Genomic DNA, 20,272 nt, shown 5'->3' on the forward strand with positions numbered 1-20,272 from the left:
AGTGAAAACTTGAGGCCAACTGGCCACAAGCTCACGGATTGCTGCTGAAAGAACGTGGTGCGGGGCCCGGGAGCGATAGAGACCGCTTCCCGGACCCCGGAGACCAGAACTACATGTCAGAGACTGCCTTACGGCGCGGTCTTGACGGTGATCTTCTTGGCGATGATGTCGGCCTTGGCCTTCTCCACCGCGGCGATGACGTCGGCCATCTCCTTGTACTTCGGGTTGGAGTCGGCCAGGCCGACGCCGTCCTTGTCCAGGCCGTAGCGGATCTCACCGGTGGTCGGCTTGCCGTCCTTGACCGACTTGATCAGGTCGAAGACGGAGTCCGAGACGTCCTTGGTGACCGAGGTCAGGATGGCGTCCTTGTACTTCGACAGACCGGCCTGGTTGTACTGGTCGGAGTCGACGCCGATGGCCCACTTGCCCTTGGCCGAGGCGGCCTCGATGGCACCGGAGCCGGCCAGACCGGCGGCGGCGTAGACCACGTCGGCGCCCGCGTCGAGCTGGCCCTGCGCGGCGGCCTTGCCGAGGTCGGGCTTGGCGAAACCGTCGAAGTTCGGCGGCTGGGTCAGGTACTGGGAGAGCACCTTGGCGTTCGGGTTGGTGTCCTTGACGCCCTGGGCGAAGCCCGCCTCGAACTTCTTGATCAGCGGAACCTCGACGCCGCCGATGAAGCCGACCGTGCCGGTCTTGGACACCTTGGCGGCGGCGACGCCGGCCAGGTAGGAGCCCTGCTCCTCGTTGAAGACGAGGTTGGCGATGTTCGGGCCGGTCACCGAGGTGTCGTCGATGATGCCGAACGTGGTGTCCGGGAACTTCGGCGCGACCTTCTTGATGGCCGGGGCGTACGCGAAACCGACGCCGATGACCGGGTTGTTGCCCTTGCGGGCCAGCTCGGTGAGGCGCTGGACCTTGTCGGCCTCGCCCTCGCCGTCCGTGGGCTCCGCCTCGGCGCCCTTGATCTTCAGCTCCGACTCGGCCTTCTGCAGACCGGCGTACGCGGCATCGTTGAACGACTGGTCGCCGCGGCCACCGATGTCGTACGCGATGGCGGCGCTGGCTTCCTTCGAGTCCGAGGATCCGGTGTCCGACGACTTCTTACCGCCACAGGCGGTGGCCGAGAGGGCCAGCGCAGCGGACGCGAGGCCCACGGTGGCGATCCTGGTGATCCGGCGCAAGGGGAGGCTCCTTCAAAACCTGACCGAAGCGCCACGACCGGCGCTGGTTTCGCGGCGATCGTAACGCGCGTAGATGTCAGTTAAAGGCCCGTTCATGAGTCGTTATCGGATCGTCGCGAACCGGACAGTGACCGATCGGTAACTGCTGATGTGCCCAGCCCTTGTGTACCAAGGGCTGGACACGTCCGCCACGCGGCGCGCGCATGCTGTACCGGGTTTTCCTCCGCGCGCCCCTGTGGCGGCTACCTGACGGTCCCCGCGCGCCGCCCGTCCAGGAGGGCGGCGGCCGTGAAGAACTCCACGCCGACGGCGATCGCGGACTCGTCCACGTCGAAGTCGCCCCGGTGCAGGTCGTGCTTGGAGGTGTCGCCCGGCCGGCGGACGCCCAGGCGGGCCATGGCCCCCGGGACGTGCTCGAGGTACCAGGAGAAGTCCTCGCCGCCCAGGCTCTGCTCGGTGTCCTCGACCGCCCCGGCGCCGCAGCGGATGGTCATCGCCTCGCGCAGCAGCTCGGTGATCACGGGATCGTTGACCACCGGGGGCACTCCGCGGACGTGGTTGATCTCGAACTTGGCCCCGTGCATCGTCGCGACCTCGTCGATCGCCGCGTGGATCATGTCCGGCGCCTCGTGCCAGGCGTTCAGGTCCAGGCACCGTACGGTCCCGGACAGCTCGGCGTGCATCGGGATGACGTTGCAGGCGTGCCCGGCCTCGATCCGGCCCCAGGTGACCGACATGCCCGCACGGGCGTCCATCCGGCGGGTCAGCAGCGCCGGGACGTCCACGGCCACCCGGGCGGCGGCCGTCACCAGGTCGGTGGTCAGGTGCGGGCGCGCGGTGTGCCCGCCGGAGCCGGAGAGGGTGACCTCCAGCCGGTCGCACGCCGAGGTGATGGGGCCGGGCCGCAGCCCGATGCGCCCGGCGTCGACCCGCGGGTCGCAGTGCACGGCGATCATCTTCCCCACGCCGTCCAGCACCCCGGAATCGATGGCCTCGGTCGCTCCGCCCGGGAGCACTTCCTCCGCGGGCTGGAACAGCAGGCGCACGGGGCGGGGCAGCTGGCCCTGGCGTTCCAGCTCGGCGAGGACCAGCCCGGCGCCGAGGACGATCGCGGTGTGCACGTCGTGCCCGCAGGCGTGGGCGCGGTCCGGGAAGGTGGAGCGGTACGAGACGTGCGTCTTGGCATCCGGAATGGGAAGGGCGTCGATGTCCGCGCGCAGGGCCAGCATCGGCCGCATGCCGTCCCAGACCCCCACGTCACAGACGAGGCCGGTACCGGACTTCAGCACCCGTGGTCGCAGGCCGGCTTTTTCGAGCCGGGCCTTGATCGCCGCCGTGGTGCGGAATTCCTGGTGTCCGAGTTCCGGGTACATGTGCAAGTCCCGGCGGAAGGCGATCAGTTCGGCACTCAGGTGATCCGGAAGTTTGCCGGGCAGCTCGGGCCGCTCGGACACGGCGGGCTGGGCGGTCTGGGACTCGCGGGACATCAACTGGTTCACCTGTTGAAGGGTAGGCGCACCAATGGCCCAACTGGCTGAGGATCACGAAAAGTTCATGCCGTTAGGGGAAAGAAACCCGGCCTCTGGACGCATGACCGGATGCACGCGGGGGTACACTCGCCCGCTCATCCGGCCGCGGGAGCCGCCTGAGCGGGGAGTCTGCGGACGTCGCGGGCGCTGTCGGTGACCCCCGCGAGGAAGCCGCGGGCGCGCGGGGACGCGGACCCGGTGAGCCAGTCGGGGTCGATATCGCATACGGCGACCGTCACACCGGTGCCGGTCAGCGCGTACGGCAGGGTGTGGACGACGGTGGACGGAAAGCTGACGATCGTCCGGCCGACCGGACCGCGCCGGGCGATCAGCTCCAGCGGCAGGTCCGGACGTACGATCTCCAGCCCGGTCGCCTCGCTCAGCGCGCGCAGCTTCTCCGGGGACTCCCGGCGGTGCGCGAAGTAGCGGGTGGCTCCGTGCACGCGGGTCAGGGTGCGCACGGCTTCCCGGTAGCAGGCCGGGTCCACCACGCCCGTCTCCACGAGCGAGGTGCCGACCAGGTCGGTGCCCTTGGTCAGGCGCGGCGGGCCGAAGCGGGCCCGGGTCCAGGCGAAGTCGTTGAGCCGGAGCGTCATGGCGCCGTGGGCGGTCACGGGCATCGAGCTGAACACCTCGACGCGCCGGCCGCTGCCTCCGGTGGGTGTGAAGCGGCGCCGGGCGGTCGCCGACACCGGTGCGTACGCCAGTTCGCGCAGCCGTCCGGCCGGCCCGCCGCCTCCCACGCGGTGCCAGCGGACCAGGCGCTCGCCGCGGGCGGTCTGGGCGATGAACTCCATGGTGGCGGTGCCGTCGTCGACCACCACGAGCCGCTCGGCCCGGACCAGGGTGAGCAGCAGCTGCACGTAGCGGGAGAAGGGGTCGCCGACGACGACGGTGCGGGCCGCGCGCACGTCGCCCGCCAGGGCGGCCAGCGCCTTCAGCGGCGCGAGCCGGCCCCCGCGGGCTTCCTGCCAGCGGACCTCGTGCCCCTCGTCGCGGGCGAGCGCCGCCATCCGGCGCAGCTGGCCACGGGACATGGGGTCGGTGGGCGGCAGGACGACGATCCGGATCCGCTCCGGCGGCGCGGCAGCGCCCGTGCCGCGGGCCGGCTGGCTCGGGAGTCCGTCCAGCAGCGGGACGGACTCGCCGGGCGCGTACGCCCACTCCAGCACGTTCAGGAGCTGGACCGGGCTCTCGACGAACGCCAGGGTGAGGGCTGGAGCGGGCATCACGTACTCCTCGGCAGGGGACGGATCTCGTACACGGCGGCGGACCGGGGGCCCGGACCGGGGTCAGACGGCTGCGAGCTCGCCCTGCACGCGGCGGAGCTTCTTCATGGGGCCGAGCTCGGAGTCGTAGACCCGCTTGACGCCGTCACCGAGGGCGGTCTCGATGGTGCGGATGTCGCGGACGAGTCGGGAGAGGCCGCCGGGCTCGACGGAGGCGGCCTGGTCGGAGCCCCACATCGCGCGGTCGAGGGTGATGTGGCGCTCGACGAAGGCGGCGCCTAGGGCGACGGCGGCCAGGGTGGTCTGCAGGCCCGTCTCGTGGCCGGAGTAACCGATCGGGACGTTGGGGTACTCCTCCTGGAGGGTGTGGATGACCCGCAGGTTGAGCTCCTCGGCCTTGGCCGGGTACGTCGACGTGGCGTGGCACAGCAGGATGTTGTCGCTGCCGAGCACCTCCACCGCGTGGCGGATCTGCTTCGGGGTGGACATGCCGGTGGACAGGACGACGGTGCGGCCGGTGGCGCGCAGGGCGCGCAGCAGCTCGTCGTCGGTCAGCGAGGCGGAGGCCACCTTGTGGGCGGGGAGGTCGAACTTCTCCAGGAAGGCGACGGCCTCGGTGTCCCACGGGGAGGCGAACCAGTCGATGCCGCGGGTGGCGCAGTGCTCGTCGATGGCGCGGTACTCGTCCTCGCCGAACTCCACCTTGTGGCGGTAGTCGATGTAGGTCATCCGGCCCCAGGGGGTGTCGCGCTCGATGTCCCACTGGTCGCGCGGGGTGCAGATCTCGGGGGTGCGCTTCTGGAACTTCACGGCGTCGCAGCCGGCTTCGGCGGCCGCGTCGATGAGGGCGAAGGCGTTGCCGAGGTCTCCGTTGTGGTTGATGCCGATCTCGCCGACGACGTACACCGGCCGGCCGGGGCCCGCGGTGCGCGATCCGAAGGTACGCAGGCGGCTGTTGGGGGAGGCGGTCATGACAGGTGGCGTCCTTCGGTGCGGGGGTACGAGAGCGGGTGGGGCGGGTGTGGGTGTGGCGGGTGCTGCGTGGGGTGTGGGCTGCGGGTCGGGTCGTACGTCGAGCAGCGGGGCGAGGAGGCGGGCCCGCTCCAGGTCGTGCGGGTCGTCGATCTCCAGGACCCGCGCGGGGTCGGTGGGGACGGGGAGCGTGCGCCCGAAGAAGCGGTGGCGGGCGCTGCGGAAGCCGGCGGCGTCCATGGCGTAGGCGGCGCCGGTCTCCAGCAGGTCCTGCGGCCGGTCCTGGCGCCGGGGGCGGTACGTCGTCTCGTGGTTGACCCCGGTGCCGAAGCCGTCGGGGTCCTCCCGCCACAGGAACCCGTGGAAGGGGGCCACGGTCAGGGCGGAGTCGGCGGCGCCGGAGGCCACGGCCGCGGCCACGGACTCGACGTCGGAGGCGGCCAGGAACGGGCTGGTGCACTGGACGAGGAGGAGCACGTCCACGCAGACGGAGCGCAGTTCCTCGAAGGCGGTGAGGGCGTGCAGGAGGGCGGCCTCGCTGCTCGCGGTGTCGCCGGAGAGGGCGGTGGGGCGGAAGACCACCTCGGCGCCCGCGGCGCGGGCGGCGCCGGCGATCGCCGCGGAGTCGGTGGAGACCACCACGTCGGTGACGGTCGGCGCGGCGAGGCAGGCCCGGACGGCGCGGGCGACGAGCGGGGTGCCGGCGACCTCGGCGAGGTTCTTGCCGGGGACGCCCTTGGAGCCGCCGCGCGCCGGGATGACGGCGAGGACGCGGGGGCTCACAGCTCGCCCATCCGGCGGATCACGGGGGCCACGCGCTGTACGCCGTGCCGGTAGGCGCCGCGGGCGGCGTCGCGCAGGTGGGCGCGGAGCGTGCGGCGCAGCCGGGACTCGCGCGCCGCCGGGCGGGCGGCGGCGGGCAGGGGCGTGCCGTCCGGGGCGAGATGGTGCCGGGCCAGGATCCCGGGGAGGTACCGGGGGGCGGTGGTGAGCGTGTAGTAGGGCGCGGGTGCCGGGAGCTCGGCCTCGGCCGCCAGTGCGGCGACCTTCGCCCGGGCGAGGGCGTAGGCGTCCGCGCCCCCGGCGTGGGCGACGCCGGCCTGCGCGGCGCCCGGCGCGGCCGGAGCAAGCGTGGCAGGCTCCGGCGCGGCCCGGACCGGCAGGACGCCCTGCGCCGCCAGCCATTCCCGGTCGGCCCGCGGCAGCAGCCCCGCGTCGAGCTGGTCCCACGAGGCCAGGCAGCCGGAGCCCAGGAAGTGGTGGTTGCCGAGGGCTTCGCGGATGCCGAGGTCGGTGAGGACGGCCGTCGGGATGGAGCGGTGCAGGGACTCCAGGGCGGCGGTGGAGGAGACGGTGACCAGCAGGTCGGTGCCGTCCAGGACCTCGCCCATGTTCCCGTACACCAGCCGGCAGTTGGGCGGGAGTCCGCCGGGGAGCCTGGCGGCGAGCCGCTGGTACGGCTGCTCCTCCAGGTGCGTGGTGTGTTCCCCGGGGCGGCTGCGCAGTTTGATCAGCACCTCCCGCTCCGGGTGCAGCCGCGCGTGCCCGGCCGCCCGCTCCAGCAGGTACGCGCGGTCGGCGCGGCCGTCGGGCACGGAGGGCTGGACGGCGAAGACGACCGTGTGCGTCCCCGATCCGGCGGGCTCGTACGGCGCCCCGCCGAGGAAGGGCAGTGCGGTCTCGGTGACCGCGCCGGTGTCCGCGCCGACTCCCTCGTACACGGCGCGGAACCGCTCCGCGTCGTGCCGGGAGTTGGCCAGGACGAGGTCGGCGCCGTGCCGCAGCAGCAGCCCGTCGGCGAGCTTCTCGTATACGACGCCCACGTACCCGGTGACCAGGACGGGGCGGCTCGACGGCGCGGGCCACAGGGCGCGGGCCCCGTGCAGGACGGCCTGGACGGCCCCGCCGACCAGCGCGAGGACGATGACGTCGTAGCGCTCCCGCCCGATCTCGGTCAGGAACTCCGCGCAGGTCACCTCGGCCGGCCGGACGTCGCGGACCCCCACCTCGCCGAGCTGGCGCGCGGTGGGTGTGGCACGTCCGCGCAGCAGGAATCCGGCGAGCTGGTGGTCGGGCACGAGACGGCGGGCGGTGAGTGCGCCCCATTTCCATCGCGTGTCGGAATCGGCGATAACGGCGACGCGTTTGCGTTCTGGCACGCGGCAGAAGCTATTCCGCGAATTCGGTGATCGGCCCAACGAGCGCACAACAGCCGGTTAACAACGCGACTACGGAATGCGAAAGCGCGCGGGTTAACGCGCCCGCCGCACGCCGTTCACATGGAATCCGTGTCGGGGTCACGGTGAATGCCGGACGGCGTCCTAATGTCTCACGGGTGCCCAAGCTCTCTGTTGTCGTGCCGTTCTACAACGTCCAGACATATGCACCAGACGCCCTGAAGAGTCTCGAACTCAACGCCCGGGACGATTTCGAGTTCCTGCTCGTCGACGACTGCTCGACGGACGGGACGCCCGGCCTGCTGGAGCGGGCGGCGCGCCAGCTGCCGGGGGCGGTGCACCTCAGACACGGGAGCAACGGCGGCCTGGCCACCGCCCGGAACACCGGTCTGGACGCGGCGAACGGCGAGTACGTGGCCTTCCTGGACGGGGACGACTGGCTGGCCCCCGGCCACCTGGCCCGGACCCTGGCCGCCATCGAGGCCCTGAACTGCGATTTCGTCCGCACCGACCATGTGAAGTGCACCGGCAGGACGCGCAGCGTGCAGCGCGTCCCGTACGGCCCGCAGTCGGTCGTCGCCGATCCGCGCACCGCGATCCTGCCCGCCGACCGGGCCACCTCGGTGGACTATCCGTACGCCTGGGCCGGGATGTACCACCGGCGGCTGCTGGACCGCGGGCTGCTGCACTTCACCGACGGTCTGCGGACGGCGGAGGACCGGCCGTGGATCTGGCGGCTGCACCGGGAGGCGAAATCCTTCGCCGCGGTCGGAATGCCCGGAATCTTCTACCGGCGCGGGGTCGCCACGTCCTTGACGCAAATCGGCGACGAACGACAGCTCGATTTCATTCGCGCATTTGATCAAGTGCTCTCGGATACGGCAGCCGACGTAGAATCGGAGCTACTGCTCCCGAAAGCCGTCCGAACATATTGCGCGATTATCGCGCACCATTTCGGATCCATCGAGAGGTTCGAACCGGATGTGGCCAGAAAACTCCGCTCCATGAGCACGGCAGCGTTGGCCCGCATGCCCCAGGACGTGCTGGACCTGGTCCTGGACTCGATGGACGCGGAGCGCTCCACGCTGCTGCGCCGCGTGCGCGGCCGCCGCCGTACGACCGCCGCGGGGGCGAACGCCTGATGCCCGTCCAGATCTTCCTGGCCTCCACCCTCTACGGAGCCGCCACCCTCGCCGCCGGCATCGACGCGGGCGTCTTCCCGCCCTCCGGCCGCCGGATCCTGCTGACCAGCAACCACGCCGTCACCGCCGAGGTCAGCCCCGGGGTCGCCGACATGCCGGGCTTCGAGGCCCTGCGCCCGCGCTTCGACGAGGTGCTCGACTGGAACCGCGTCATCGAACCGCAGCACCCGAGCACCTGGACCCCGCGCGCGGAGGACGTCCCGCTGTGGGAGCGGCAGCTGCGCGCCCTGTGGGACCTGGGCGGGGAACGCGTCGAACTGATCGTGGAGTCCCTCCAGGTGCCGCCCGCCCAGGCACTGTGCCGGGTCTTCCCGGGCGCCGCCGTCGACGTGTACGCCGACGGGCTGATGAGCTACGGCCCCACCCGCATCCGCCTCGACCCGCAGCTGGGGATGCGCGTGCGGCGCGTCCTGCACCTGGACCTCGTACCCGGACTGGAGCCGCTGCTCCTGTCGGAGTTCGGCGTGCGGGTCGAAGTGGTGCCCTCGGAGGCCTTCCTGAAGGTGCTGGCGGAACTGCCCGCGCCGGACACCGCCCCGGACGGCATCGGCGAGTCCCCCGCCCTCCTGCTCGGCCAGTACCTTTCGGCGCTCGACCTCATGACCCCGGAGCAGGAGGAGGAGCTCCACGTCTCGATGGTCCGCGGCGCGCACGCCCTGGGCCACACCGAGCTGGTCTTCAAACCGCACCCCAGCGCCCCGGCGGCCTACTCCCGCCGCGCGGAGCAGGAGGCCGAGCGGCTCGGCGCCCGCATAACCGTGATCGACACGCCGTTCCTGGCCGAGACCCTCTACCAGCGGCTGCGCCCGGCGCTGGTCGTCGGCTGCTTCTCCACCGGTCTGCTGACCGCCGCGACGCTGTACGGACTGCCGGTGGCGCGGACCGGCACCGACGCCATACTGGCCCGCCTGACCCCGTACCCCAACAGCAACCGCGTCCCGCTCGCCCTCGTGGACGCCCTGCTCCCCGACCTGGCGGACCGGGACGCCGTACGCGCCTGGACTCCCCCGACGCCCGAGCGGGTCCGGGCCGAGCCCGCCGGGCTCCTGACGGCCGTCGGCTTCACCATGCAGCCGCAGATCCTCGCCGCGCGCCGGCCGATGGCCGAGGCCTACCTGTCGAGGCACCTGACCGACCGCACCTGGCGGTACTTCACCCGCCGCCGGCTGACGGCACTGGGCCTGCCGGGCGGCATCCCCGCCCAGCTGTCCTTCCTGCCCCGCAGCCGGACGGTGCGGCGCATGGCCCGGCGGCTGCGCCGCGTTCTCAACTGAGGGGTCTCAGCTGAGGTGTCTCAGCTGACGGCCAGCTTCGCCGCGAACCCCAGGAACAGCACGCCCGCCGCCGAGGTGGCCCCGGCCGACAGCCGCTTGCGGCGGCGGAACGCGGCGGACAGCCGGGTCCCGGTGAAGATCAGCGTCGACAGGTACAGGAAGCTCGCCAGCTGGGACAGTGCGCCCAGCAGCAGGAACGACAGGGCCGGGTAGGCGTAGCCGGGGTCCACGAACTGCACGAAGAAGGACAGCAGGAACAGGATCGCCTTCGGGTTGAACAGGCTCACCACCAGCGCCCGCCGGTACGGCCGCTCCATCCCGCCGGCCGGCTCCTCGCCGGTGAGCAGCTCCTCCTGCCGGGCCCTGCGGGTCCGCCACATCCCCCAGGCGGCCCGCATCATCCCGACGGCCAGCCACGCCAGGTAGCCGGCGCCGAGGAACTTCACCAGGGTGAACAGCAGCGGGCTCGCCTGGAGCAGCGCCCCCGCGCCCGCCGCGGTCAGCACCATCAGCACGGTGTCGCCGGTGAACACCCCGGAGGCGGCCTTGTAGCCCTCCTTCACCCCGCGGCGGGCGGCGACGGACAGCACGTAGAGCGAGTTCGGCCCCGGCAGCAGAACGATCAGCACCAGGCCGGCGAGATAAGTAGGAAGATCTGTCACACCCAGCATGGGCAGGAGTGTCCCATAAGGACACACCTGTCAGGACCTGGATTTCACCACGTGGAATCGGCCGGGGCGTACGTCCCCCACACCTCCCGCAGCGCCCCGCAGACCTCCCCCACCGTGGCCCGCGCCCGCAGCGCCTCCTTCATGGGGTAGAGCACGTTCTCCGCCGTCCCCGCGGCCGCCTCCCGCAGCCGCGCCAGCGCCGACCGCACCGCCTCCCCGTCCCGCTCCGCCCGCAGCCGCGCCAGCGCGGCGCACTGCCGCGCCTCGATCTGCGGGTCCACGCGGAGCGGTTCGTACGGCTCCTCCTGCTCCAGCGCGAAGCGGTTGACCCCGACCACCACCCGCTCCCCCTCTTCGGTCTCCCGCGCGATGCGGTAGGCGTTCCGCTCGATCTCCGCCTTCTGGAAGCCGGCCTCGATCGCCGCGACCGCCCCGCCCCGGGCCTCGACCTGCGCCATCAGCTCGAGGGCGGCCGCCTCCAGGTCGCCGGTCATCCGCTCCACCGCGTAGGACCCGGCGAAGGGGTCCACGGTGTGCGGCACGTCCGTCTCGTACGCCAGGACCTGCTGGGTGCGCAGGGCGAGGCGGGCCGACTTCTCCGTGGGCAGGGCGATCGCCTCGTCGAAGGAGTTGGTGTGCAGCGACTGCGTGCCGCCCAGTACGGCGGCCAGCGCCTGCACGGCCACCCGTACGAGATTCAGCTCCGGCTGCTGTGCCGTCAGCTGGACCCCGGCCGTCTGGGTGTGGAAGCGCAGCATCAGCGACTTCGGGTCCCGCGCGCCGAACTCCTCGCGCATGACCCGGGCCCAGATCCGCCGGGCCGCGCGGAACTTCGCGACCTCCTCGAGCAGCGTGGTGCGGGAGACGAAGAAGAAGGAGAGCCGGGGCGCGAACTCGTCGACCGCCATCCCCGCCTCGAGCGCCGTACGGACGTACGCGATGCCGTCCGCGAGGGTGAAGGCCACCTCCTGGGCGGGCGAGGCCCCCGCTTCGGCCATGTGGTAGCCGGAGATGGAGATGGTGTTCCACTTGGGGATCTCGGCGCGGCAGTAGCGGAAGGTGTCGGCCGTGAGCCGCAGCGAGGGCCCGGGCGGGAAGATGTACGTGCCCCGGGCGATGTACTCCTTCAGCACGTCGTTCTGGATCGTGCCGGTCAGCTGTGCGCCCGAGATGCCCTGTTCCTCCGCGACCAGTTGGTAGAGCAGCAGGAGCAGCGCGGCGGGCGCGTTGATGGTCATGGAGGTGGAGACCCGGTCCAGGGGGATCCCGTCGAACAGCGCCCGCATGTCGTCGAGGGAGTCGACGGCCACCCCGACCTTGCCCACCTCGCCGTGGGCCAGGGGCGCGTCGGAGTCGTGGCCCATCTGGGTCGGCAGGTCGAAGGCGACGGACAGCCCGGTCCCGCCGCCCTCGATGAGCTGCCGGTACCGGGCGTTGGACTCGGCGGCCGTGCCGAAGCCGGCGTACTGGCGCATGGTCCATGGCCGACCGGTGTACATGGTCGGATAAATCCCCCTGGTGTAGGGGAAATCCCCCGGCTCCCCCAGCTCGACACGGGGGATCCACCCCGTCAGGTCGCGGGGCCCGTAGACCGGTTCGATCGGAATTCCGCTCTCGGTACGTGCCATGTGACGAAGTCCTCCGTAGAGCAACCGGGCCCGGGACTGGTAGAACCGTCCCGCTTCGCAAGGCTGCGGACGGCTGCTGGTCACAATGGCGCAACATCCGGGAGCCCAGCGCAACTCTCCACGCGTGCGAGGCATCACCTAGATACACGACGTAGAAATCGGGGGACTGCTAATGCACCGCCAGAGAGTCATATTCCGCACGCTCGGGGTGGCCACCGCCGTCGCGCTCGCCGCGACCGCCTGCGGACCGGAGAAGTCGGAGTCCGCGGGCTCCCCTTCCCCGGCCTCCGCTTCGCCCACGGCGGGCACCTCCCCCGAAGCCTCCCCGTCCACCGACAACAAGCCGGCCTCGCCCTCCGCGTCGGCCTCCGCCTCGGCCTCCAAGTCCGCCTCTCCTTCGCCGACGGTGAAGCAGATCATGGCCAACGGCGACGACAGCGACCAGGTGCGCGAGCTCCAGGCCCGCCTGAAGCAGCTCAAGCTGATGTCGGTCGCGCCCACCGGCTTCTACGGGACGAAGACCACCGCGGCCGTGAAGGCCTTCCAGGCGAAGAACGGGCTGAACGCCACCGGTTCGGTCGATGAGGCCACCTGGAAGAAGATCCAGAGCTCCACGAAGAAGCCCACCGCCGCCGAGCTGAACCCGCCGACGGTCAACGAGGCGGACGCGCCCGACCCGCGCTGCATGGAGGGCCGGGTCATGTGCATCAGCAAGGAGAGCCGCACCCTCGCCTGGATGATCGACGGCAAGATCATCTCCACCCTGGACGTCCGCTTCGGCTCGGAGAACACCCCGACCCGCGAGGGCGTCTTCAAGGTGGACCGCAAGGAGAAGGAGTGGACCTCCACGCTCTACCACACGGCCATGCCGTACTCGATGTTCTTCAGCGGCGGCCAGGCCGTGCACTACTCGGCCGACTTCGCGGCCCGCGGCTACGCCGGCGCCTCGCACGGCTGTGTGAACGTCCGGGACAAGGGCAAGCTGGCGGAGATCTTCGGCCAGGTGAACGTCGGCGACAAGGTCGTCGTCTACTGGTGAGCCCGGAGCGGCACGGGCGACGCGGTCTGAAGATGAGAGGCGCGGGCAGGGCCGGGGGAACGTGCCCCGCCCGCGCCGGTTGCGCAGAGCCCAGGGGTACGGGGGGAACCCCGGCTCATGCGCGGCCGATGACCAGTCGGCTCGTTGTGTACTGCGCCGCGGATTCGAAAAGTGTTACAGGCGGGACGAGACCGGGCCCGGAGCGGCGCCCGGGGTCCTGAAGATCCCGTCACTCGTACCGCCGTCCGCCGGTGCGCTCGGGCTGTTCAGGCGCCCGTCGTCGTGGACGACGCCGTCGAGCAGCGCCTCGCAGTAGTACGGGATCCGCGCCACGCCCTGCGCCAGGCGGGACAGCCGCTCGCGCCGGTCGTCGTTGAGGTGCCCGGCCCGGTAGTCCTCGCAGAGGTCCACGGCCCGGCGCTGGTTCTCCCGGTCGCGGTCGCGGTCCCGGCTGGTGGTCCCGTCGCCGGAGCCGTCGGGGGTGCCGTCCACCCGGAACGTGCCGTCCTCGGTGCCGCCGTCCTTGGTGCCCTTGTCCGCGCCGCCGGTGGCGGAGCCGCCGGACGAGGTCCCGCCGAGGATGCCGCCGCCGGACACCGTGTACCCGTCCGCGCCCGGCGGCACGGAGGTGCCCGCGGAGGCCGTCGGACCGGTGCCGTGCGGCAGCGGGGTGGGCCGCAGCTGCGGGTCGAGCGTCGAGCGGCCGCTGCCGCCGGGCGTCGGTTCCCCGTTGGCGCTGACGGACATCGCCGGTCCCGGCCCCGCGGTGTCGCGCCGGGGCTGGTCCAGCAGACCGGCGCCGGCCGCCGCGGCGAGACCGCCGACCGCGACGCTCGCCAGGGCCGCCGCGAGGCCGAACCGCACCGGCCGGGCGCGGCGGGGCGCGGGCACCCGCAGGCGGGTGGTGTGGCCGAGGGCGACCAGGGGTTCGCCGGAGCGGGCCGTCGTCGCGGAGGAGGCGAACGCGGTGGACGCGGTGGACGCGGTGGACGCGGTGGACGCGGGCACGGAGGAAGAGGAAGGCGCGGAGGCCGAAGCCACGGAGGGCGAGGACGAGGGCGCGCGGTGCGCCGCGCGGAAGGCGGCCACGGCCGCTGCTTCACCGGGCAGTTCGCCGGCGGCCGGAGCCGCCGGGGCGAGGCTGTCGAGGGCGGCCCGCAGCCGGGCGGCTTCGCGCTGGACCCGCGGATCTGCGGCCGGTCCCACGGGTTCCACCGGTTCGCCGCGCAGCAGTCTGTCCGCGGCGGCACTGTCCAGCCACCTGTCGCGCTCGTCGGCCATCACATGTCCTTCTGCGTCCGCCAACGTGAATGCGTCACACCGGTTTGTTCTACGAGTCCCCCGCCGTGGCCGCGCTGCGCGGGTACGGCGTCGAGATCCCTCCCGCCCCTGCCGCCCCGTGCCTGGCCACCGGCATTATGGCCGACGCGCGCACCCGGGTCCGAGCCGCGGTCCCCTTCGCGGTCCGACTCCGGCTCGAAGCCGCCCTCCGCGGCCTCCGGACCGAGCAGTTCGGCGAGCTTCTTCAGACCCCGGTGCGCGGCGGTGCGTACGGCGCCGGGCCGCTTGCCGAGGGTCTCGGCCGCGCTCTTGGCGTCCAGGCCGACCACGACGCGCAGGACGACGGCCTCCGCCTGGTCCTGCGGCAGCTGGGCGATGAGCGCCATGGCGCTGCCGGTGGACAGGGACTCCATCGCGGCGCCCGCGGTGTCGCAGTCGGCGGCCCAGCTCGTGAGCTCGGTGTCGTCGCCGCCGATGGCGGGGCGGCGGCCGCGCATGCGGATGTGGTCGAGCGCCCGGTTGCGGGCGATGCGCGCGGCCCAGCCGCGGAAGCGGTCGGCGTCGCCGGTGAAGGAGGCGAGGTCGCGGGCGATCTGCAGCCAGGCCTCCGAGGTCACGTCCTCCGCGTCGCCGTCACCGACGAGCGTGCGTACGTATCCGAGCAGGCGTGGGTGCACGGCGCGGTACACAGCACGGAACGCGTTCTCTTCACCGTCCTGTGCCGCGAGCACCGCGGCGGTCAGCTCCGCGTCGTCCCCCAGCAAAGTCCCCAACCCGTTCACTGTCCTGTACGTCTGGCGCAAATCAGCACGTTACGGCTTTCCCGCACCTTCGTCCACGAGTTGTACAACGAGCAACCATTCCTGCGCGGAGCGAGGTGTGACACAAAACGCACTCGAGGCGCTGACAGGGGTACGGGCTTGTCGCACGAGCCCGTGACGGATGGTGGCCGGGGCCTCTCCTGTGGGGGGTGGCGGCCTCGGCCGCCCTCCCCTTCTCGGAGAGTCTCCGACTCCCGGCCCCTCTTCGGTGCGTATCCATGGTGCCTCCCGTCATCCTTTCGGCTCACTTCCGGGTGAATTCCCCGAATGCGTACGACACACCCCGCCCCGCGTCGCTAGCGTGGCAGGACACCCGCGCCACGCCCCGAGGAGCCCCCCGCTGTCCAGCCACCTTCCGGCACAGGCCCGCGGAGACTCCGGCCCCTCGCACGACTCCGGGCTGGCGCGGTTCAACACGCTGTCCCCCGAGGTCGCCGAAGCGGTCCTGATGCAGTGCTGCGGCAGCAGGCGCTGGGCCCACCGGGTCGCCGCACACCGCCCGTACCCCGATTCCGAGTCCTTGCTCGCCGCCGCGGACGAGGCTTCGTACGACCTCTCTCAGGCGGACCTGGCCGAGGCGCTGGCCGCCGAGTGCTCGGCGGAACTGGAGCACGGGGCCCCGTACGCCGCCGTACTGGCCCTCGACGCGGGCCACGCGGAGTACGAACGCAAGTTCGGCCACGCCTTCGTCATCTGCCTCGAAGGGCGCACACCGGAGGAGCAGGCCGACCAGCTGCTGGGCGCGATCCGCCGCCGGATGGGGCACGACGTGGACGAGGAGCGCTCCATCTCCGCCGATGAGCTTCGCCGCCTCGCGCAGGCCCGGCTGTGCGACCTGACACAGTGGCTGACGTCCGCGGAGGGCCCGACCGGGGCGGAAATGGGGCTATTCGCCCCTGTCGGATAGTCCGTCCGAGCCTGTTTGATCACACCGATGGCCCCCGCGCGAAGGAACCGACAAAGCGTCGCTACGATGTCCGGGGCCGGAGGACCGTACCCGGCCGGGCCCGACCGACAAAGAAGCCGGCTGGCCCCCGCCCCGCTTCCGGAGGGTTTTCCGTGCCGGCTGGAACGTTGTACCGCGGCCGGGAAGGAATGTGGTCCTGGGTGGCTCATCGAGTCACCGGCGTCCTCATTTTCTTCTTCCTGTTCGTACACGTCCTCGACACCGCACTCGTCCGCGTCTCCCCCGAGGCGTACGACGACGTGGTGGCTACCTACAAGACGCCGATCGTCGCGCTGCTGGAGTACGGCCTCGTCGCCGCAATCCTCTTCCACGCGCTCAACGGTCTCCGTGTCATCGCAGTGGACTTCTGGTCCAAGGGTCCGCGCTACCAGAAGCAGATGCTCTGGTACGTCATGGCTATCTGGATCGCGCTGATGATCGGGGCCGTGTACCCCGTCCTCAGCCACGCCTACCTTGAACTGTTCGGGAAGTGACACGCATGTCTTCTGACACTTCTTCCGCCAAGGTCATCGGTGACGTCGAAGGCGTGAGTCTCTACGACGTCGACAACCCGGCGCCGTACATCGAGGCACCGCGCAAGCGCACGGGCAAGACCCCGCGCTCGACCCGCGGCAACTTCGAGATGGTCGCGTGGCTCTTCATGCGCCTCTCGGGCATCGTGCTCGTCGTCCTCGTCATCGGCCACCTGCTGATCCAGCTGGTGCTCGACGGCGGCGTCTCCAAGATCGGCTTCGCCTTCGTGGCCGGCCGGTGGGCTTCCCCGTTCTGGCAGGTCTGGGACCTGCTGATGCTGTGGCTGGCCATGCTGCACGGCGCCAACGGTCTGCGTACCGTCATCAACGACTACGCGGAGCGCGCCAACACGCGGCTGTGGCTGAAGGGCCTGCTCTACACCGCCACGGTGTTCACCATCCTTCTGGGCACGCTGGTGATCTTCACCTTCGACCCGAACATCCGCTAGGCACGGGGCTGAGGCAACCGACTATGAAGATCCACAAGTACGACACCGTCATCGTCGGCGCCGGCGGCGCGGGCATGCGCGCCGCCATCGAGGCGACGAAGCGCAGCCGCACCGCCGTGCTGACGAAGCTCTACCCCACCCGCTCCCACACGGGCGCCGCGCAGGGCGGCATGGCCGCCGCGCTGGCCAACGTGGAAGAGGACAACTGGGAGTGGCACACCTTCGACACGGTCAAGGGCGGTGACTACCTGGTCGACCAGGACGCCGCCGAGATCCTGGCGAAGGAGGCCATCGACGCGGTCCTCGACCTGGAGAAGATGGGCCTGCCGTTCAACCGCACCCCGGACGGCACCATCGACCAGCGCCGCTTCGGCGGCCACTCCCGCAACCACGGCGAGGCCCCGGTCCGCCGGTCCTGCTACGCCGCGGACCGCACCGGCCACATGATCCTCCAGACGCTGTACCAGAACTGCGTCAAGGAGGGCGTGGAGTTCTTCAACGAGTTCTACGTCCTGGACCAGCTCCTGGTCGAGGAGGACGGCGTCAAGAAGTCGGCCGGTGTGGTCGCGTACGAGCTCGCCACCGGCGAGATCCACGTGTTCCAGGCCAAGGCCGTCATCTACGCCTCCGGCGGCACCGGCAAGTTCTTCAAGGTGACCTCCAACGCGCACACCCTCACGGGTGACGGCCAGGCGGCCTGCTACCGCCGCGGCCTGCCGCTGGAGGACATGGAGTTCTTCCAGTTCCACCCGACGGGCATCTGGCGCATGGGCATCCTGCTGACGGAGGGCGCCCGCGGTGAGGGCGGCATCCTCCGCAACAAGGACGGCGAGCGCTTCATGGAGAAGTACGCGCCGGTCATGAAGGACCTCGCGTCCCGTGACGTCGTCTCGCGCTCCATCTACACCGAGATCCGCGAGGGCCGCGGCTGCGGTCCGGCCGGTGACCACGTGTACCTGGACCTGACGCACCTGCCGCCGGAGCAGCTCGACGCGAAGCTCCCGGACATCACCGAGTTCGCGCGCACCTACCTGGGCATCGAGCCGTACACGGACCCGATCCCGATCCAGCCCACCGCGCACTACGCCATGGGCGGCATCCCGACCAACGTCGAGGGTGAGGTCCTGGCGGACAACACCACCGTCGTCCCCGGCCTGTACGCGGCGGGCGAGGTCGCGTGCGTGTCGGTGCACGGCGCGAACCGCCTGGGCACCAACTCGCTGCTGGACATCAACGTGTTCGGCAAGCGGTCCGGCATCGCGGCGGCGGAGTACTCGGCGAAGAACGACTACGTCGAGCTGCCGGAGAACCCGGCCCAGCAGGTCGTCGACCTGGTCGAGCAGCTGCGCAACTCCACGGGCAACGAGCGGGTCGCCGACCTGCGTCTGGAGCTCCAGGAGACGATGGACGCGTGCGTGATGGTGTTCCGTACGGAGCAGACCATCAAGACGGCGGTCGAGAAGATCGCCGAGCTGCGCGAGCGCTACAAGAACGTGTCCGTCCAGGACAAGGGCAAGCGCTTCAACACGGACCTGCTGGAGGCCATCGAGCTGGGCAACCTGCTCGACCTGGCCGAGGTCATGGCCGTGTCCGCGCTGGCGCGCAAGGAGTCCCGCGGCGGTCACTACCGCGAGGACTACCCGAACCGCGACGACGTCAACTTCATGCGCCACACCATGGCGTACCGCGAGGTCGGCGACGACGGCAAGGACTCCGTCCGGCTGGACTACAAGCCCGTCGTCGTCACCCGCTACCAGCCGATGGAGCGTAAGTACTGATGGCCACCCCCACCCTGTCCAAGACGGACAAGATGGAGGCCGCGGCCGCGGCCTCGCCGTACATCACGGTCACCTTCCGGATCCGCCGCTACAACCCCGAGATCTCGGACGAGGCGCAGTGGCAGGACTTCCAGATCGAGATCGACCCGAAGGAGCGCGTGCTCGACGGTCTCCACAAGATCAAGTGGGACCTCGACGGCACGCTGACCTTCCGCCGCTCGTGCGCGCACGGCATCTGCGGCTCCGACGCGATGCGGATCAACGGCAAGAACAGGCTCGCCTGCAAGACGCTGATCAAGGACATCAACCCGGAGAAGCCGATCACCATCGAGGCCATCAAGGGCCTCACGGTGATGAAGGACCTCGTGGTCGACATGGAGCCCTTCTTCCAGGCGTACCGCGACGTCATGCCGTTCCTGGTCACCAAGGGCAACGAGCCGACGCGTGAGCGTCTGCAGTCGGCCGAGGACCGCGAGCGCTTCGACGACACGACCAAGTGCATCCTGTGCGCCGCGTGCACGTCCTCGTGCCCGGTGTTCTGGAACGACGGCCAGTACTTCGGTCCGGCGGCGATCGTCAACGCGCACCGCTTCATCTTCGACTCGCGCGACGAGGCCGGCGAGCAGCGGCTGGAGATCCTGAACGACAAGGACGGCGTGTGGCGCTGCCGCACGACGTTCAACTGCACCGACGCGTGCCCGCGCGGCATCGAGGTCACGAAGGCGATCCAGGAAGTCAAGCGCGCGCTGATCACGCGCCGCTTCTGATCCTCCTCGCCCGATCCTGAGGCCCGCACCCCGTCTTCTACGGGGCGCGGGCCTCAGGCGTACTCGGGGCCGGGTCGGGGCCGGGTGGGGTCCGGCTCCGGGATGCCCGGCAACCGCTGGACGATGGCGGCGGGCCTCACGCGGATCGTGGAAATGGTCGAAGCAGCTCTCTGACCGGGGGTACGGGACAGCGGGCCGCTATGGAAGGATCGGCCGCATGAGCGAGCAGCAGCCGAATCCCTACGCGAGCGACCCCCACCAGAGCGGTGACTACAAGTGGGGCCCGGGCGAGGCCGGTTACGGCTACCCCTATCCGGCGGCCCCGGCCCCTGCCCCTGCCCCTGCCTACCAGCCGACCGTGGGCGCCGGCATGCCGACCCCCGCCTACCCGGCCGCCGCCCCGGGCGGCGCCGGCTTCTCCCTCGGCGACATCAGCATCGCCGGCGACCAGATCATCACCCCGTCGGGCACGATGCCGCTGCGGGGCGCGATGTGGAACGCGACGGACTTCTCGCGCACCGAGGAGAAGATCCCGACCCACGCGATCATCCTGGCCGTCATCTTCTTCCTGTTCTGCCTGCTCGGCCTGCTGTTCCTCCTGATGAAGGAGAAGAAGACCACCGGCTACATCCAGATCACGGTCACCAGCGCCGGCCGCCACCACTCCACGATGATCCCGGCCACGGACGCGATGGCGTACCAGCGGGTGATGGGGCAGATCAACTTCGCCCGCTCTCTGAGCATGTGACGGGACGACACCCCTGACCCGGCCACCCCCGTCACGGCCCCGGCCCC

At 71.1% G+C, this 20,272-nt stretch carries 18 protein-coding genes and 1 pseudogene; 9 read left to right on the forward strand and 10 right to left on the reverse strand.

Going from position 1 to position 20,272, the window contains the following annotated elements; translation table 11 throughout:
* Positions 1-128: 128 nt before the first annotated feature.
* The 6 genes and pseudogenes from ACZ6I1_RS17815 to ACZ6I1_RS17840 all read right to left on the reverse strand — a co-directional run bounded on the left by ACZ6I1_RS17815 (position 129) and on the right by ACZ6I1_RS17840 (position 7,070).
* Entirely contained in the window at positions 129-1,181 is a 1,053-nt protein-coding gene (locus tag ACZ6I1_RS17815; protein ID WP_469288136.1) for a BMP family lipoprotein, read from the reverse strand.
* 242 nt (positions 1,182-1,423) lie between these two features.
* Positions 1,424-2,668 carry an amidohydrolase gene (locus ACZ6I1_RS17820; protein WP_469288306.1) on the reverse strand — a complete coding sequence of 415 codons (1,245 nt, stop codon included), beginning with the start codon at positions 2,666-2,668 and terminating at the stop codon, positions 1,424-1,426.
* 137 nt (positions 2,669-2,805) lie between these two features.
* Positions 2,806-3,939, reverse strand: a complete 1,134-nt coding sequence (locus tag ACZ6I1_RS17825) for a hypothetical protein (protein ID WP_469288138.1) — start codon at positions 3,937-3,939, stop codon at positions 2,806-2,808.
* 63 nt (positions 3,940-4,002) lie between these two features.
* Positions 4,003-4,911 carry an N-acetylneuraminate synthase family protein gene (locus ACZ6I1_RS17830; RefSeq protein ID WP_469288308.1) on the reverse strand — a complete coding sequence of 303 codons (909 nt, stop codon included), beginning with the start codon at positions 4,909-4,911 and terminating at the stop codon, positions 4,003-4,005.
* A gap of 408 nt (positions 4,912-5,319) precedes the next feature.
* Positions 5,320-5,694 (reverse strand): annotated as a pseudogene (locus ACZ6I1_RS17835) (acylneuraminate cytidylyltransferase family protein); the annotation flags it as partial.
* On the reverse strand, positions 5,691-7,070 hold the full coding sequence (locus ACZ6I1_RS17840) for a DUF6716 putative glycosyltransferase (protein WP_469288140.1): 1,380 nt from the start codon (positions 7,068-7,070) through the stop codon (positions 5,691-5,693). The pseudogene ACZ6I1_RS17835 and the gene ACZ6I1_RS17840, both read right to left, overlap by 4 nt.
* A gap of 176 nt (positions 7,071-7,246) precedes the next feature.
* Between ACZ6I1_RS17840 and ACZ6I1_RS17845 the strand changes: the two genes are divergently transcribed.
* Both ACZ6I1_RS17845 and ACZ6I1_RS17850 read left to right on the forward strand, forming a co-directional pair.
* Positions 7,247-8,230 carry a glycosyltransferase family 2 protein gene (locus tag ACZ6I1_RS17845; protein ID WP_469288142.1) on the forward strand — a complete coding sequence of 328 codons (984 nt, stop codon included), beginning with the start codon at positions 7,247-7,249 and terminating at the stop codon, positions 8,228-8,230.
* Positions 8,230-9,564, forward strand: a complete 1,335-nt coding sequence (locus ACZ6I1_RS17850) for a polysialyltransferase family glycosyltransferase (RefSeq protein ID WP_469288144.1) — start codon at positions 8,230-8,232, stop codon at positions 9,562-9,564. The genes ACZ6I1_RS17845 and ACZ6I1_RS17850 overlap by 1 nt, the downstream gene beginning before the upstream one ends.
* A gap of 20 nt (positions 9,565-9,584) precedes the next feature.
* On the opposite strand, the gene leuE is transcribed toward ACZ6I1_RS17850, so the two are convergent.
* Together leuE and ACZ6I1_RS17860 are read right to left on the reverse strand one after the other, a co-directional pair.
* Positions 9,585-10,235, reverse strand: coding sequence for a leucine efflux protein LeuE (gene leuE, locus ACZ6I1_RS17855; RefSeq protein ID WP_469288146.1), 651 nt, complete (start codon positions 10,233-10,235; stop codon positions 9,585-9,587).
* Positions 10,236-10,279: 44 nt separating this feature from the next.
* A complete protein-coding gene (locus tag ACZ6I1_RS17860; RefSeq protein ID WP_469288147.1) occupies positions 10,280-11,863 on the reverse strand; it encodes an acyl-CoA mutase large subunit family protein in 1,584 nt (527 codons plus the stop codon).
* Positions 11,864-12,035: 172 nt separating this feature from the next.
* Here ACZ6I1_RS17860 and ACZ6I1_RS17865 point away from each other — a divergent pair, with 172 nt between their 5' ends.
* Positions 12,036-12,902 carry a L,D-transpeptidase family protein gene (locus tag ACZ6I1_RS17865; RefSeq protein ID WP_469288149.1) on the forward strand — a complete coding sequence of 289 codons (867 nt, stop codon included), beginning with the start codon at positions 12,036-12,038 and terminating at the stop codon, positions 12,900-12,902.
* Positions 12,903-13,076: 174 nt separating this feature from the next.
* Here ACZ6I1_RS17865 and ACZ6I1_RS17870 read toward each other — a convergent pair whose 3' ends face one another.
* Both ACZ6I1_RS17870 and ACZ6I1_RS17875 read right to left on the reverse strand, forming a co-directional pair.
* Positions 13,077-14,183 (reverse strand): hypothetical protein, encoded by a 1,107-nt coding sequence (locus ACZ6I1_RS17870; RefSeq protein WP_469288150.1) that lies wholly within the window; start codon positions 14,181-14,183, stop codon positions 13,077-13,079.
* Positions 14,183-14,947, reverse strand: coding sequence for an RNA polymerase sigma factor (locus ACZ6I1_RS17875; protein ID WP_469288309.1), 765 nt, complete (start codon positions 14,945-14,947; stop codon positions 14,183-14,185). Before ACZ6I1_RS17875 ends, ACZ6I1_RS17870 begins: the two co-directional genes overlap by 1 nt.
* A gap of 358 nt (positions 14,948-15,305) precedes the next feature.
* On the opposite strand from ACZ6I1_RS17875, the gene ACZ6I1_RS17880 reads away from it, so the two are divergent.
* From ACZ6I1_RS17880 to ACZ6I1_RS17905, 6 genes are all read left to right on the forward strand, one after another.
* Positions 15,306-15,911, forward strand: coding sequence for a 2-oxo-4-hydroxy-4-carboxy-5-ureidoimidazoline decarboxylase (locus tag ACZ6I1_RS17880; protein ID WP_469288152.1), 606 nt, complete (start codon positions 15,306-15,308; stop codon positions 15,909-15,911).
* Between the two features lie 152 nt (positions 15,912-16,063).
* Positions 16,064-16,444, forward strand: coding sequence for a succinate dehydrogenase, cytochrome b556 subunit (gene sdhC / locus ACZ6I1_RS17885; RefSeq protein ID WP_469288153.1), 381 nt, complete (start codon positions 16,064-16,066; stop codon positions 16,442-16,444).
* Positions 16,445-16,449: 5 nt separating this feature from the next.
* On the forward strand, positions 16,450-16,932 hold the full coding sequence (locus ACZ6I1_RS17890; RefSeq protein WP_030663932.1) for a succinate dehydrogenase hydrophobic membrane anchor subunit: 483 nt from the start codon (positions 16,450-16,452) through the stop codon (positions 16,930-16,932).
* A 23-nt stretch (positions 16,933-16,955) separates the two neighbouring features.
* Positions 16,956-18,710, forward strand: coding sequence for a succinate dehydrogenase flavoprotein subunit (sdhA, locus tag ACZ6I1_RS17895; RefSeq protein ID WP_469288156.1), 1,755 nt, complete (start codon positions 16,956-16,958; stop codon positions 18,708-18,710).
* The gene (locus ACZ6I1_RS17900) at positions 18,710-19,477 is read left to right on the forward strand and encodes a succinate dehydrogenase iron-sulfur subunit (protein ID WP_469288158.1); all 768 of its coding nucleotides are present in this window, start codon (positions 18,710-18,712) and stop codon (positions 19,475-19,477) included. The genes sdhA and ACZ6I1_RS17900 overlap by 1 nt, the downstream gene beginning before the upstream one ends.
* A gap of 217 nt (positions 19,478-19,694) precedes the next feature.
* Complete coding sequence (locus tag ACZ6I1_RS17905) at positions 19,695-20,225, forward strand: hypothetical protein (protein ID WP_469288160.1); 531 nt, start codon at positions 19,695-19,697, stop codon at positions 20,223-20,225.
* Positions 20,226-20,272 lie beyond the last annotated feature (47 nt).

This window comes from Streptomyces sp. NPDC046303, assembly GCF_055588085.1.